A 15,884-nucleotide genomic window follows, 5' to 3' on the forward strand; every position below is an offset into this window, starting at 1 on the left:
CACCTTCTCCCCGTATAGTGACGGGGGGAAGGGGGCTGTCGTCTGCGCAATCGCCATCTGCATGATCGTCACCAACGGCGCCTTACGGCGCCTTGATCTCCATCATGCCGGTGGCGGTGCGGGCCGAGTATTGCGGCCGGTACATGTCTTCCACCGTTGCCGCCGGATGGGCGTAAGTGCCCGGCGTCACGGCGCGAACGACATAGGCGAGCGTCAGGTTGTGGTCGTGGTCGCCATCGGCCGGGTTGAACGCCGCGACGAAACGGTCGTCGCGGAATTCGAGGTGCGCCGCGTCGGTCTGTGCCAGCCAGGAGAAATTCGTCAACTGGGCGCTGGAGACGAGGCCTGGATTGTCGATCTCGAAGCCGGCGGGCAGAAGGTCGGTGACCAGCAGGCGCGACGGCCAGCTGTTCTGCTCGGTGACCTTGAGCACGACGACATAGCGCTCGTTCTGGGTTGCCTCCGTCACATTGGCTTCGGTGCCGTCGAGCTTGTAGTAGGTGCGGTCGATGGTGAAGCCGTCACCGCCGGCCGGCAGGGGCTGGATCGGCGACGCCACGGTGGTGACGACAGCCTGCAGCGGAGTCTTGCCGGTGTTGGCGATTTCGAGCGGGCTGTCGACCAGTTCGGAGCCGTTGACCTGGTTGGAATAGCCGCCCGAATGCGGCGCGCCGTTGACGGTCAGCGTGATCGAGTCGTTGCCTTCCTTCAGTGCGCGGGCCGCCAGCAGCATCCAGGAATCGTCCTGGGTGCTGGTCCAGCGCACTTCGGCGCGTTCCCTGGTCACCAGCTTGATCAGCTCCGGCACGATCGTCGACACCGGCTTCGATTCCGCCGCGAGCGACAGCATCGCCGCGCCGTCACGCAGCGCCGAGCCGTAGTCGGAGCGGTACCAGTCGTAGTCGGTCTGCGACTTGGCGAGTTGAAGCGCGGTCTTGAAGGTCGCTTCCGAGCGCTGGGTGTCGCCGTAGAGCGCCAGGCTCGCCGCCAGCTGGGCAACGGCCATCGGGCTCGAGAAGGCTTCGAGCTGGGTGTCCGCGTAATAGCGCAGGTCGCCGATCGAGGCCTTCTTGTTGCGGGCCAGAACGTAGAGGGCGTAGGCGATCTCGCTGCCGCGGTCCTGGACGCTCTGGTCGTAGCCGAGCGAGTTCTGCAGATTGCTCAGCGCCTGGTTCATGGCCAGCGCCGGCACGTCATATTTCTGCTCGCGCGCCCTGGTCAGGAACTCGCTGACATAGGCGTCGAGCCACAGATCGCCGGAGCCCGGACCCCACAGGCCGAAGCTGCCGCTCGAGGACTGGTAGCTCAGCACCTTGTAGATGGCATCCTGGATGCGGCCATGCAGGTCGGGATCGCTTTCCATGCCGACGCCCGAGGCCATCTCGTTGACATAGAGAAGCGGCATGGCGCGGCTGGTGGTCTGCTCGGCGCAACCATAGGGGTAGCGGTCGAGCGTCATCAGCAGCGAGGGCACGTCGAAGGCCGCCGCCTGCGAAACACCGACACTGACGGAAGCGCCTTCCAGCAGGCTTGCCGCCAGCAGCTCCTTGTCGACGCGCAGCGCGCCGCCATTGCCCTTGAGGTCGACCACAAGGCGCGTGGTGACCGGCAATTGCGCCGGGCGCACCGGCACGTAGAGCGTCTGCTCGACCTTGGTGCCGTCGGCATGCGCCAGCTTGATGGTGAGCGAGGCATTGCCAGGCGTCTTCGCAATCAGCGGCACCGTCAGCGTCTGACGCTTGCCCTGGGCGAGCGTCAGCTTCTGGGGCAGGGGCTTGTCGCCCGTCGACAGGTCGCCTGTCGTGTCGATCGAGAAGGCATAGTCGCCGGCCGGGCCGTCGGTGTCGGCCACGTCGAGCCGCATCACGGCGTTGTCGCCGGGCGCCAGGAAGCGCGGCAGGCCGGCGGTGATGACCACCGGGTCGCGCACGATGACATCGGACTGGGCATGGCCGACCGCTTCCTTGGTCCAGGCGACGGCCATGACGCGCACGGTGCCGTTGAACTGCGGAATGTCGAAGTCGATCCGCGCCTTGCCGTCGGCGTCGAGCTGGACCGGACCGGAGAAGAAGGCGACCAGCTTTTCGGTCGGCGGGCTGCCTTGCGCCTGCATGTTGGCGCCGTCACCGCCGGTCCTGAGCTTGCCGGTGGTGCCCAGCGAGCCGTCGATCAGGCGGCCATAGATGTCGCGGATCTCCATGCCCAGCATGCGCTGGCCGAAGAACCAGTTCTCGGGGTCCGGCGCCTTGTAGTTGGTGAGATTGAGGATGCCGACATCGACGGCGGCGACCATGACATAGGCGTTGGTGCCGGGCTGCACGCCGGCCACGGAAACCGGGATCGACAGCTGCTGGCGCGGCACGGTCTTGTCCGGCGGGGTCAGGGTGACGGCGAGCTTCTTGGCGCCCGGGTCGACCGTCAGCCATTTCACGCCGATGGCGCGGGCCGGCATGCGCGTTTCCTGCGCATCGCCCGGCCGGAACAGGGTGGCCGTGACATAGGCGCCGGCGCCCCAATCGTCACCGACCGGGATGTCGACGGTGCTGCCGCCGGCCGGCACGGTGGCCGTGATGGTCTTCAACAGCTTGTCGGAGCCGATATTGATGAGAAGTTCGCCGGCAAAATGCGGCGAGACTTTCAGCTTGGCCACTTCGCCCGCGGCATAATTGTCCTTGTCTAGAGCGATCTCCAGGCCGTCGGGCGTTTCGGTGGTGGTCGAAGCGACATACCAGCCGGCGTCGAATTCATAGCTGGTGGCAGGTCCCTCCGGATCGGAGGTCTCGACCTCGAGCCGGTACTGGCCCCAATCGACCGGCACGGAGACGGTGGCGTCGCCGTCGGCATTGAGGTCGATCTGGCCGTTGGCGATCGACTTGGTCAAGGTGACCGGCTCGTAGCTCCACGAATTGTTGGAGCGGTACCACTGGTAATTGCGTTCGACCTTGACCAGCGTCCACTGCGCGCCTTTCAGCGCCTCGCGCTTGCCGGACGGATCGACGGCGATCAGGCTGAACTTGGCCGTGCCGCCCTGCGGCACCTCATCGTCGGCGAAGTCCGGACGGATGCCGATCATATGGCCTTGCGGGCGGATACCGATGTTGAGTGAGCGCTCGATGGCGCGGCCGCCGGTTTCACGCATGCGCACCGTCACCTTGCCGTTGACCAGCTTGGTGGTCGAGGGCAACTGGTCGACGGTAACAGGGAAGGTCGCCTTACCGTCATCGCCAACCACCGGCAGATTGGTCAGCGGCGTGACCGTGGGCTCGCCCGACTGCTCATCGGCGAGGCCGAAGGAGAAGTTGGGGAAGCGGTCCCAGTCGCGCGCCGTCGACAGCGTCAGTTCGCCTTCCAGCGCCAGGCCCGCCGCCGGCGCGCCATAGAGGAAGCGGCCGTCAATGTTGATGTTGGCGGTTTCGCCGCGCTCGATTTCCTGCTTGTCGGCCTTCATGTCGAATTCGATACGATCCGGCACGAAGTCCTCGACCAGGAACATCTGGGTGGCGACAGCCGGCTGCTTCGGATCGGTGTAGATCGACACCGACCAGGTGCCGCGCATGGCATTGGGTTCGAGCGGCAGGTCGACGGCGTGGCCGCCGGCCGAAGCGCCGTCGCTGACGATGCGGCGGTCCTCGACGCCGTCGGGGCGCGAGAAGATGAAGGTCAGCGGCAGGTTCTCGACCGCCTTGGCGGCGCCATCGCGGGCAAGGGCGGCGACATGGACATCCTCGCCGGCGCGGTAGATGCCGCGTTCGGTCCAGGCGTAAACGTCGAGCGCACCGGGCGCCGCGCGCCCAGTGACGCCGCGGTCGGACAGGTCGAAGCCGGACTTGGACATGGCGAGAAAGACGAAATCATTGTCGCCCTGCTTGGCCATCAGCACGGCCGGCACCATGCCGCCGTCGCCGCGCGTCAGGCCGGGATTGAAGACGGCGTGGCCGTCGGCATCCGACGTGGCGGTGCCGAGAATCTCGTTGTTGCGGGCAACCAGCGTCAGTTCGGCGCCGGCGATCGGCTTGGCGGAGCCGAGCGAGCGGGCAAAGACATTGAGTCCGTCCTGGCCGGTATAGGTCGACAGGCCGATGTCGGAGACGACGAACCACTGCGTGGCCAGCGAATTGTAGTCATCGCCCTTGCCGTTGACGGCCTGTGCGGTCAGCACATAGACGCCGGGCTTGCGCTGCGGCAGCGCCTCGTCGACCGGGAAGGAGGTGGTGACCTCCTTGTTGAGGTCGTTGACGATGTCGAGCTGGCCCTGCCAGACCGGCGCGCCCATCTGCTCGGAAATGTTGGAGATGTCGTAGCTGTCGAGCTGGTGCAGGAACTGGTAGCCCGACAGAAGCTGCGCCAGCGAACGGTCGCCGATGCGGTAGAGCTTCATCTCGGCGGCGTTCATGTTGACGGTGACGACCGGAATGCCGCGGCGCGCGCCGGCCGGCAGCACGAAGCTGTCGCCGGTGAAGCGGGCCGACGGGGCGCGATCCTGCACATAGATCGACAGCACCACGGGAGCGGCGGTCACTTCGCCGATTGCCGCCGGCAGGCCGGCGCGGAAAGTGACATCGTAATGCTGGCCGTGTTCGAGCCCTTCGACGCAGATCTGCTTGTCCTTGGCCTCGACGCCCTTCGGCGGCGCGTTGTCGACGGTCACGAACTGCGCGTAGTCGACGCCGGTCTTGACCAGGTCCTCGGAGAATTGCGCGCAGATGCGCGGCGCGCTGGTGTCGGCGTCGACGCTGTGGTCGACGACGCGGAAGCCCTTGCGGGACTTGAGATCGGCATAGTCGGCCTGCACGGCGGGCGACGTCACGAGCGCAAGGCTCGCCTCATAGGCCTGCAGCGCCGGGCGGTAGAGATCACGCTTGTCGAGGCCGGCGCCAAGCAGGGCCAGCACGTCCGCGCGCGTCTTGGTGGTGCGCAAGAGTTTATAGGCGTTGAAGGCGGCCGAGGTGGCGTTCATCGGCAAAGTAGACGCTTCGGAGGTGTTGGCTGCGGGCTGCACGGCCAGCGTTTCGCGCGCCAGATTGAGCCAGAGCTGGCCATCGTCGGGCATCACCGAGACCGCGGCCTCGTATTTCTGCATGGCGGAGCGATGGTCGCCGGTCAGCATGGCCTGCTCGGCCGAGCTGATCAGGGCCGCCATGCCTTCGGTCGGCTTGTCAAAGGCCGGGCCAAGCAGCCTGTTGCGGTATTGCTGGGCCTGGTCGGCCATCCAGTTGGGGAAGAAGGTCAGTTCCGGCGGCGCGCCGATATCGGGATCGCCGTCAATGTTGACGACCTTGCCGGCAACCGCGCCGTTGAACGCTTTGAGCTGATTGTAGTCGGATTTGAGAAAGCACCATTTGGCCTTGGTGTTGTAGGTGAAGGCGCGGCAGGCCGGGTCGCCAAGGCATGTCGTCTTGCACTGGTCGAGGGTGACATTCTGGTCGGATCTGAGGTCAAAGCCGAAATAGTCGGAATTGTCGGTCGTTGCGATTCGCCGGGCCTCGGCCGCTTGCGCGACACTATTCCAGGCTAAGACATTGGCCCAGGCGAAGAAGAGAAGGATCAGGATCGACAGACCACGAGCCGCGCGCATTGCCATAACACCCTCCAGACAATTGCAGACGTCCAGGCATGTTCAAGCTTCAGTCAGGCTTGTCAACACAGGACGCGGCAGGGTTCCGCCTGCCAACGGTTTCCTTTCCGGCCGATGACCGGTAGTACCTCCATAGGACAGGGGATCACGCATTCTTGCGGCGACGCAAAAGGTGTGAATTCCAAGCCCGTCCTATTTCAGACAATTGGATTGTGGCCCCTTTACGAGCGCTTCAGAACTTCATTCCAATTTTAGTTTTGTAACCTAGGTTGTCTTAATGCCGGCGCATGAAGAGCAGATGTCAGGGGGGGCCGCGCCAGGGCGCGTGCTTCCGCGCGCCCTGCTTTTGGCGTTGATGTGCGCGACCGCGCTGGTCGCCGAATCACCGCCTGCGGCCGCTTTCGAGCTTTTCGGCATCAAGCTGTGGGGATCGTCCAACGACGAGGACGCCGATATTGTCGATCCGCTGCGCTATGCCGTGACCATCACGGCGCCCGACGCCGACAAGGATCTGGTCAAGAAGCTGGAAAACGCCTCGGCGCTGAAGGGCGACGAGGACCGGCCGGTCTCGGGTTCGCTCGGGTTGATGGCCAAGGCGCGCAGCGACCGTGAACAGCTGGTCGCCGCCCTCTACGCCGATGCCCGCTACGAAGGCGTGGTCACCATCACCATCGACGGCAAGTCGCTCGACGAACTTCCGCCGGACGCCGAATTCAAGGGACCGCAGCCCATTCCGGTGGTGGTCACCGTCGCCGTCGGCCCCAAATTCACGCTTGGCACTATCCGGCTGGAGGGCGACGCGGCGGGGTTGATGAGCGCCGACTACGGCCTGATATCGGGCGGCGACGCCGGGTCGGGCGCGGTGCTCAAGGCCGAGGCGCTGATCGTGCGGACGCTGAAGGAGCAGGGCAGGCCGCTCGCCAAGGTGACCGACCGGCAGATCGTCGCCGACCATGCCACCTCGACGCTCGACGTGACGCTGACGGTCGCGGCCGGGCCGGTCGCCGGCTATGGCGCGACCACCGTGGAAGGCACCGAGAAGGTCGACCGCGACTTCACGGAGTACATGACGGGCTTGAAGCGCGGCAAACAGTACTCGCCGCAGGAGATCAGCGACGCACGCGACAGGCTGCTGGCGCTGGAAGTCTTCAACAGTGTGACGTTCAAGGAAGCCGACAAGCTCGACGCCGAAGGCAACATCCCGATCGGCGTCCAGGTCAGCGAGCGCAAGCCGCGCTATTTCGGCCTGGGCGGCACCTTCTCGAACACGGAGGGCTTGGGCCTCGAAGGCTATTGGGGGCACCGTAACCTGTTCGGTCACGCGGAAAAGCTGCGCATCGACGGCGCCATCAGCGGCATCGGCAGCAACAATCTGTCCGATCTGAACTACAATGCCGGCATCATGTTCGAGAAACCCGGCGTGATCGGGCCGTCGTCGAAATTCTTTGCCAGCTTCAAGACCGTGCTCGAGCATCCGGACGCGTACGACCATTTCTCGGTCAAGGGCAGCACCGGCCTGTCCTATGAACTCGACAAGAAGCAGACCGTCTCGGCGGAAGTGGCGCTCGACTATTCCAGGATCACGGATGCGTTCGGCAAACACACCTATCTGATCGCCAGCATTCCGCTGCAATATGTCTATGACAACAGGGACAGCAGGCTGAACCCGACCAGGGGCTTCCGGGTGCTGGCCTATGCCGAACCGAGCTACGACATCATGAGCGGTGCCGCCTTCCTCAAGCTGAAGGGCGAGGGATCGGCCTACCAGTCGCTGGATACGGCCTCGAAATTCGTGCTGGCCGAGCGCGTCGCCATCGGCTCGATCGTCGGCACCGGGCTGGCGAACGTTCCGGCCGACCGGCGTTTTTATTCCGGCGGCGGCGGTTCGGTGCGCGGCTATGCCTATCAGGGCATCGGCCCGAAAGACTTCACCGGCCAGCCGATCGGCGGCCTGTCCTTCTTCGAGACCTCGGTCGAAATGCGCATCGCCGTCACCGATACGATCGGCATCGTGCCGTTCGTCGATGCCGGCACGGTGTCGACCAAATCGATGCCCAATTTCTCCGACGTCAAGGTAGGCGCCGGCGTCGGCCTGCGTTACGTCACGCCGTTCGGGCCGCTGCGCATCGATGCGGCCGTGCCGCTCAACCGCGATCCCGGCGATCCGCGTTTCGGCATCTATGCCGGTATCGGGCAGGCGTTCTGACATGAAGACGGTGTGGCGCATCCTTCGCATTGTCTTTTACACGCTGCTGATCGTGGTCGCGGGCGCGATCGGCGCGCTCATTGTCCTGACCAAGACCGAGCGTGGACGCGACAATCTCGCCGGCATCATTTCGCGGCTGGCCTCCAGTGACGACCGCAAGGTCACGGTCAGCGGCATTGACGGCATCTGGTCGGGGGCGCTCAGCGTCGACCATGTGATGCTGGAAGACCGCCAGGGTGCGTGGCTGGTGGCGCGCAAGGTCGCCGTCGACTGGTCGCCGCTTGCATTGCTGTCGAAGAGCTTCAACGCAGACCGCATCGCGGCCGAGCGCATTGAACTGGCACGCTTGCCGGTTGCCGGCGAGCCGCAGCCGGCACCGAGTGGCGGCGCGACGCTGCCGGTTTCCATCGACATCCGGCAGATCGACCTGCCGGAAATCGCGCTTGGCCAGCAACTGGCCGGCAGCGGCATCGCCGAACTCGCCGCCAAGGGAATGCTCAAGGCCGACGCGGCGCCGCTGGCGGTCGAAACGGTGCTCAACGTCACCCGCCATGACGGCAAGCAAGGCAGTGTCGACGCCAAGATCCATTTTGCGCCTGCCGACAACAGGCTCGACCTCGACCTCAAGGCGTCGGAGCCGGCCGGAGGCATCATTGCCAATCTGCTCAAGCTGCCCGATGCGCCACCGGTCGAAATAGCCGTCTCGGGCACGGGACCGCTTGCCAACTGGAACGGCATCGCCACGTTCATGGTCGATGGCAAGATCGTCACACAGCTGACCGGCCGCCATCAACTCACCGACAAGGGCAATCACGTCGAGGCCAAGGGCGACGGCGCGTTCGCGCCTTTCCTTCCGGAAAATCTGCGGCCGCTGTTTACCGGCAAGACCAGTTTCGATGTCGCGGGCACCGCGACGTCGGCCGGCGGCATCAGTGTTGACCGCGCCAACATCGAGAGCGATGCCATCCACGGCACCGCGACCGGCATAGCCGACCCGGCCGGCGCAAGCGACCTGTCGGTTGAAATCGCGGCCAAAGGCGCACCTGTGCCGATCACAGTGGGCAATGCGGCACAGCCAATCACGGTGGTCATCAGGAAGATCACCGCCCGCGCCTTTGGCGACGGCAAGGCGCCGATCATCGACATCGGCGCCGCGCTGGTTTCGGTGGTGGCGGGCGGCACCCAGCTCAACGATATTTCGGCGCAGGTCCATTCCGACGGCTTCGACATCCAGAACCGGGCCGGGCCGTTTGCCGTCAAGCTGACGGCCGGCGGGCTGAAGACCGATGTGGCGACGCTGGCGCCGCTGATCACCGGCAAGGTCGACGTCGACCTCGGTGGATCGCTGAGCAAGGACGCCATCACCATCGACCAAGGCACGCTGCGCTCCGATGCGCTGAACGCCTCGCTGACCATGACGGTGGCGCTTGCCGATCTGTCGATGCAGCTCAAGATGAATGCCGATGCGGTGTCGACCGCCTTGCCGCCGCAGATCAGTTCGGTGCTCGGCGAGCGGGTGAAATTCTCGGCCGCCGCGACGCGCGACCCGCAAGGGGCCTTTGCCGCCAATTCGATCTCGTTGACCTCGGGCTCGCTCAGCGCCAGCGGCACCGCCAGTGCGCAAGGCAGCGACATCCAGGCCGACATCAAGGGCACGCTGGGCGACGTTTCGGTGCTGTCGCCGATGGTCGGCGTGCCGGTCGCCGGAGGCGTCGATTTCGCGCTGTCGGCAAGCGGCGCCAGGACGGCGCCGGATTTCACCGTTTCCGCCAACAGCGACAGCCTGACCGCCTCGGGCCGCACGGTGAAGGCGATCAAGCTGACGGCAAGCGGCAAGGCCGACATAGCCAGCCCCTCGGCCAACATCTCGCTGACCGGCGCGGTCAACGACCAGCCGCTAGACGTCAAGGCGGCGCTGGTGACCAGTGAGGGCAAGCGCTCGATCAACGGTTTTTTGGTCTCGCTCGGCGACAACAAGGTTTCCGGCGACCTGGCGCTCGATGACAAGTTCATGCCGCTCGGCACGCTGACGCTCGCCGCACCCGCGATCGACCAGCTTGCGGCACTTGCCGGCCAGGCCGTGACCGGCGACATCAACGGCACCATCCTGTTCGCCAAGGAGGGTGATGCGCCATCCGTCACCATCAATGCCAAGAGTACGTCGATCGCGCGCGGCGAGGTGACGGCCAGGACGATCGCGGTCAACGCGCTGATCGCCAACTATCTCAAGGCGCCGGCGATCTCGGGCACCATCAAGGCCGGCAGCGTCACCTCGGGCGCCACCGAAATCAGCGGCATCGGCGTCGACCTGAAGCGCGACGGCGACTGGACCAATTTCACCGGCGGCGCCACCATCGCTGGCATTCCGGCGACCGCCGCCGGCCGGGTCAAGATCGCAGAGGGCACCACCAGCGTCGAGATCGCCTCGGGCGAGGCGACGGTTCGCGGCATCAAGGCGGCAATCGCTGCGCCCTCGACGCTGAGCATCGCCAATGGCACGACCAGCATCGAAAAACTGGCGCTCGATGTCGGCGGCGGTTCGGTGACGCTGTCGGGCAGCGCCGGCCAGACGCTCGATCTCGCGGCACAGTTTTCCGCGCTGCCGGCGGCGCTCGCCAATGATTTTGCGCCAGGCCTCGATGCCGTAGGCACGCTCGGTGGCACGGCGCAAGTGACAGGAACGCCGGCCGCCCCCGAAGTTCGATTCAGCGCGCAGTTGGCTGGCGTCGAAACCAGCCAGACCCGCCAGGCAGGGCTCGGGCCGCTCGCTGTCGATGCGGCTGGCGCCTATACCTTGGCCGGCGGCGTCGCCCTCGACCATGCGACGCTCTCCGGCGACAAGATTTCAGGCACGGCCTCCGGCACCATCAATCCGAACGGCGCCAGCGATTTTGCCCTCGACCTCACATCGTCGGGACCAAGCCTGCCGCTGACGGTCGGCAGCGCCGCGAGCCCGGTGAAGATCGAGATCCGGTCCTTGTCTGCAAAGGTGGCGGGCGAGAGCACGCAGGCCCGCCTGGACGTCTCGGCGATCCTGCCTTCGGTGACCACCAGCCCGGCGAAGGTGGACGGACTGGTGCTCGCACTGCATTCGGATGCGTTCGACCTCAAGAACCGCGCCGGACCGGTTTCCGGCACGGTGTCGGTGGACAAGGTCGGTCTCGACAATGCCGCCATCGCACCGCTGATCGCCGGCAAGGTGACGGCCGCGCTCAACGCCCGGCTGACGTCGGACGGCGTCGCCATCGACAGCGGCTCGCTCAAGAGCGATGCGCTGAACAGCCAGGTCGCCGGCCATGTGTCCCTGCGTGACGGTGCCATCGACCTCAAGCTGAACGCGGATGCCCCGTCCTCGGCCTTGCCGGCGGCGGCGCGCGGCATGCTTGGCGAACGCGCTGAGATCAGCGCCACGCTGAAGCGCGATCCCAATGGCAGCATCAATGTCGACGGGCTGAAGCTGGTCTCGGGCGGACTGACCGCGCAGGGGCAAGCGAGCCTTGCCGACAACAAACTGGCAGCCGACGTCACCGGCGCCCTTGCCGATATCTCGCCGCTGTCGAAGGACGCCAAGGGCGCCATCGCCTTTGCACTGAATGCCCAGGGGCCGGCCATCGCGCCGGACCTGTCGCTGACGGTCAACAGCGATCGGCTGCTGGTTGCGTCGCGCGAGATCGCCGGGTTGAAGCTTACGGCCACCGGCAAGGCGGATGCCGCGAACCCGGCGGCGAATGTGCAACTGACCGGCAATGTTGCGGGACAGGCCTTGCAAGGCAGCGCGGTGCTGGCGACGGCGGACGGCAAGAGCGCCATCAACGGCCTGCTTCTGTCACTGGGCAAGAACCGGATTTCCGGCGATCTGGCGCTCGACGACAAATTCGTGCCGGAAGGCACCATCTCGCTCGACCTGCCCGATATCGGCCCGCTCGCCGCACTGGCGCTGGAAAAGGCGGAGGGCGACGTGCGCGGCACGATCGCCTTCACGAAGAACGGTGCGGCACCGCAGGTCGCCATCAAGGCGGCCACCGCTTCGATCACGCGGGGCGACCTGCAGGCGAAGGCGGTTTCCATCGACGCGCTGATCGCCAACTATCTCGCCGCACCGGTGATCTCGGGCAAGATCCGCGCCGGCACCGTCACATCGGGCGGCACCGTGATCAGCGGCATCGATGTCGATCTCAAGCGAGACGGCGATTGGACCGGCTTTTCAGGCGGCGCCACGGTCAAGGGCATTCCCGCCAAGGCCGCGGGCCGCGTGAAGGTGGCCAATGGCACCACCACCATAGAACTCGCTTCCGGCGAGGCGACTGTCCAGGGCATCAAGGCGGCCATCGCCCAGGCTTCGACGGTCAGCATTGCCAACGGCACGACGACGCTGGACCGGCTGGTGCTCAACCTTGGCGGCGGCACGGCGACGGTGACCGGCAAGGTCGGGCAGGCGCTCGACATCAATGCGACGCTGGCCAAGGTGCCAATGTCGCTCGCCAACAGTTTTTCGCGCGGGCTCGACGCCGCCGGTTCGATTTCCGGCACGGTGAAGGTGACCGGTGCGCCGGCGAGCCCTTCCGTTGCCTTCAATATTGACGCGGCGGGCGTGCAGACGTCGCAGACCCGCGGTGCCGGTGTCGGCGCGGTGGGGGTGTCGTCGTCCGGCACTTTTGCCGGCAACAGGCTGACGTTCAACGCCAATGTCAGCGACGGCGCCGGCCTTGGCCTCAAGGGCGGCGGCACGGTGACGACGGCGGGCACGCCGGCGCTGGTGCTCGACTTCAATGGCGCCGTTCCGTTCGGCATGCTCAGCCAGAAACTTGCCGCGCAGGGCCTGGCGCTGACGGGGACGGCCAACGTCAACGTCCAGGTGCGCGGTCCGGCGACGTCGCCCGTCATCGGCGGCAGCGTCAGCACTTCCGGTGCGCGGCTGGTCGATGCGCGCTCGGGGCTGGCCGTCAACGATCTCACGGCCGACGTCTCGATTGGCGGCGGCGTGGCCAGGATCAACCGGCTGACCGGAACATTGTCGACGCGCGGCAGCCTGTCGGCCAGCGGCACGGTCGGCATCAACCCGGCGCAAGGTTTTCCCGCCGACCTGTCGATCAAGCTCACCGACGGGCGCTATACGGACGGACGCGTGGTGACCGCCAATCTCGGCGGCGACCTGACGATCAAGGGGCCGCTGGTATCGGCACCGGTGATTGCCGGCACCGTCAACCTGGCCAAGACCGTCATCACGGTTCCGGATAAATTGCCGGGCTCGCTCTCGGCGCTCGACGTCAAGCACAAGAATGCGCCCGGCGCGGTGAGGGCGCAGGACAAGGCGCTGCGCCCGGCGACGACGTCAGGCAAGAGCGGCGGCAGCGGGCTTGCGCTCGACGTCACCGTCAACGCGCCGAACCAGATATTCATCCAGGGCAGGGGCGTCGATGCCGAACTGGGCGGCTCGCTGAGATTGACCGGCCCGGCCTCGTCGCCGCAGGCGGTCGGTACCTTCACCTTGCAGCGCGGCAGGCTGTCGATCCTGGGCAAGCGGCTGACCTTCACCGAAGGCACTGTTGGCTTCTCCGGCTCGCTGGTGCCCTATCTCAATTTGACGGCGACCACGACGACGACCAGCGCCACGGTCACCATCGTGGTGTCGGGCGAGGCGACCAATCCGAAATTCACCTTCTCCTCGGTGCCGGCACTGCCGGAGGACGAGGTGCTGGCGCAATTGATCTTCGGCCGGTCCATGTCGAACCTGTCGCCGCTGCAGATCGCGCAGCTGGCCGAGGCGGCCGGGCAATTGGCCGGTGTCGGCGGCTCGACGTCGCTGCTGGAGAATCTGCGCAGCGCCATCGGCGTCGACGATCTCGACGTCACCACCGACGACCAGGGCGGCACCGCGGTCTCGGCCGGCAAGTACCTCAACGACCGCACCTATGTGACCATCCAGAAGGGCGACAAGCCCGGTTCGGGCAAGGCGACCATCGACCTCAATGTCGGGCGTGGCGTCAAGTTGCGTGGCGAGGCGACGGATGCCGGCGAGGCCAAGGGCGGCATCTTCTACGAAAAGGAATATTGAGGGCCTGGCCCTTACCATGGCCAGGGCTGGCGCTGTCGCAACCCGCGCCAATGTCTCAGTTTAATCGCCTTGAGTAGATTTTGGCGAAATCTGGGCGCACTAGCAATTTTGCGTCAAGACTGTCGCTATCGCGCGTACCGCTCCCTTTTCAAAGTTGCACATTCTCCAACATGTTCCCAATCCAAGCTGTCTTTGACATGATGGCCTGGATGCGGAATGTTAATCGGCGGAAAGCCAACAATGGGAGTTAGTCATGACGATCTACAAGAGTAATGGCGATCGCGTTCCGGATCACATCCTGGCCATGGCCGAAGAAGCCAAGGCAGGTAAGGTCGATCGCCGCGAATTTCTGGCCATGGCCAGCGTCTTCGGCGCCTCGACGGCGATGGCTTATGGCCTTCTCGGTCTCGCCGATCCGACGCCGGCAAGGGCGGAAGAGGTAAAAGGCAAGAAAGGCGGCACGCTGAAGGTCGCGCAGTGGATCAAGGATCCCAAGGATCCTCGCAAGGCCGACTGGTCGGAAATTGCCAATGCCGAACGCCAGGCACTCGAGCCGCTGGTCAAGTACACGAGCGAATATACGTTCCGCCCCTATCTGCTGGAAAGCTGGGACGTGAACGACGACGCCACCCAGTACACGCTGCATGTGCGCAAGGGCGTGACCTGGTCGAACGGCGACCCCTTCACGGCCTCTGATGTCGTCTTCAACCTGAAGCGCTGGGCCGACAAGAAGGCCGAAGGCAATTCGATGCCCGGCCGCCTCGGCTCGCTGGTGAAGGATGACAAGCTCGACGAAAGCGCCGTGACCATGCCGGACGACCACACCGTCGTGCTCAAGCTCGGCAAGCCTGACATCGCGTTGATCCCCAACATGTGCGACTATCCCGGCCTGATCGTCCACAAGACTTTCGATGAGAAGGGCGGCGACTTCAAGGCCTGCCCGATCGGCACCGGTCCATTCGAGCTCGTCTCTTACGACGTCGGCCAGAAAGTCGTCTACAAGCGCCGCGAAGACAACAAGTGGTGGGACGGCGAAGTGTTCCTCGACGGCATCGAATTCATCGACTACGGCACCGATCCGGCGGCCATGGTCAGCGCTTTCGAGGCTGGCGAAGTGCACACCAACTTCGAAACGTCGGCCGACTATGTGTCGATCCTCGACAAGATGGACCTGGTCAAGTCGGAGATCGTCACGGCTTCGACCATCGTCTGCCGCACAAACGTCAACAACAAGCCTTATGGCGAGCAGAAGGTGCGCAACGCGCTGCAGCTCGCGGTCGACAACAATGTCGTCCTGCAGCTCGGCTATGGCAATGCCGGCTCGGTCGCCGAAAACCACCATGTCTGCTCGATCCATCCGGAATATTACGAGCTGCCGAAGGTTGCCCGTGATCCGGCCAAGGCAAAGGCGCTGATGGCGGAAGCCGGCCAAGCCGACTTCGAACACGAGCTGATCACGGTCGACGAGGACTGGCACAAGAACACCGGCGACGCGATCGCCGCCCAGCTGCGCGATGCCGGGATCAAGGTGAAGCGCACGGTGCTGCCGGGCTCGACGTTCTGGAACGACTGGACGAAGTATCCGCTGTCGATGACCAACTGGAACATGCGCCCGCTCGGCGTCCAGGTTCTGGCCATCGCCTATCGCACCGGCGAGGCCTGGAACGAGGCTGGCTGGTCAAACCCCGACTGGGATGCCAAGCTCAATGCCGCGCTTGCGGTCGCCGACGCGGCCAAGCGCAAGGAAATGATGAAGGACATCGAGCAGATCCTGCAGGATTCCGGCATCATCATCCAGCCCTACTGGCGCAAGCTCTACAGCCACTCGGTCAAGGCGGTGCAAAACTACAAGATGCATCCGACCTTCGAGCGTGACTACGGCAAGGTCTGGCTCGACCAGGCGTGATCAGGCCAAGTGGAGGAAGGGGCGGCTCGCCCCTTCCTCCCGCTCTCCGCATGGTTCCAAAACCAGAAGTCGGCGCAGCAAAAGTTGCGGACTCCTCTGGCGAGGTCGTGCAATAAACTGGGTTGATTGCATCCGAGGGCTT

The 15,884-nt window shown here is 65.2% G+C and carries 4 protein-coding genes; 3 read left to right on the top strand and 1 reads right to left on the bottom strand.

Translation table 11 applies throughout. The features are described from left to right. Nucleotides 1–82 precede the first annotated feature (82 nt). Nucleotides 83–5,581, bottom strand: a complete 5,499-nt coding sequence (locus JG746_RS15855; RefSeq protein ID WP_202358979.1) for an alpha-2-macroglobulin family protein — start codon at nucleotides 5,579–5,581, stop codon at nucleotides 83–85. Between the two features lie 271 nt (nucleotides 5,582–5,852). Here JG746_RS15855 and JG746_RS15860 point away from each other — a divergent pair, with 271 nt between their 5' ends. The 3 genes from JG746_RS15860 (at nucleotide 5,853) to JG746_RS15870 (ending at nucleotide 15,742) form a co-directional block, all read left to right on the top strand. Next, nucleotides 5,853–7,781: an autotransporter assembly complex protein TamA gene (locus JG746_RS15860; RefSeq protein WP_202358980.1), complete on the top strand. Its 1,929-nt coding sequence runs from the start codon at nucleotides 5,853–5,855 to the stop codon at nucleotides 7,779–7,781. 1 nt (nucleotide 7,782) lies between these two features. Then, the gene (locus JG746_RS15865) at nucleotides 7,783–13,836 is read left to right on the top strand and encodes a translocation/assembly module TamB domain-containing protein (protein ID WP_202358981.1); all 6,054 of its coding nucleotides are present in this window, start codon (nucleotides 7,783–7,785) and stop codon (nucleotides 13,834–13,836) included. Nucleotides 13,837–14,089: 253 nt separating this feature from the next. Continuing rightward, on the top strand, nucleotides 14,090–15,742 hold the full coding sequence (locus JG746_RS15870; protein ID WP_202358982.1) for an ABC transporter substrate-binding protein: 1,653 nt from the start codon (nucleotides 14,090–14,092) through the stop codon (nucleotides 15,740–15,742). The last annotated feature ends 142 nt before the right edge of the window (nucleotides 15,743–15,884 follow it).

The sequence above is a fragment of the Mesorhizobium sp. 113-3-3 genome, from assembly GCF_016756495.1.
In the GTDB taxonomy this organism is placed as follows: domain Bacteria; phylum Pseudomonadota; class Alphaproteobacteria; order Rhizobiales; family Rhizobiaceae; genus Mesorhizobium.

Bases quoted from the DNA above. Each gene is read 5' to 3' on its own strand.
- JG746_RS15855 (WP_202358979.1), bottom strand. From the start codon at position 5,581: ATGGCAATGCGCGCGGCTCGTGGTCTGTCGATCCTGATCCTTCTCTTC.
- JG746_RS15865 (WP_202358981.1), top strand. From the start codon at position 7,783: ATGAAGACGGTGTGGCGCATCCTTCGCATTGTCTTTTACACGCTGCTG.
- JG746_RS15860 (WP_202358980.1), top strand. From the start codon at position 5,853: ATGCCGGCGCATGAAGAGCAGATGTCAGGGGGGGCCGCGCCAGGGCGC.
- JG746_RS15870 (WP_202358982.1), top strand. From the start codon at position 14,090: ATGACGATCTACAAGAGTAATGGCGATCGCGTTCCGGATCACATCCTG.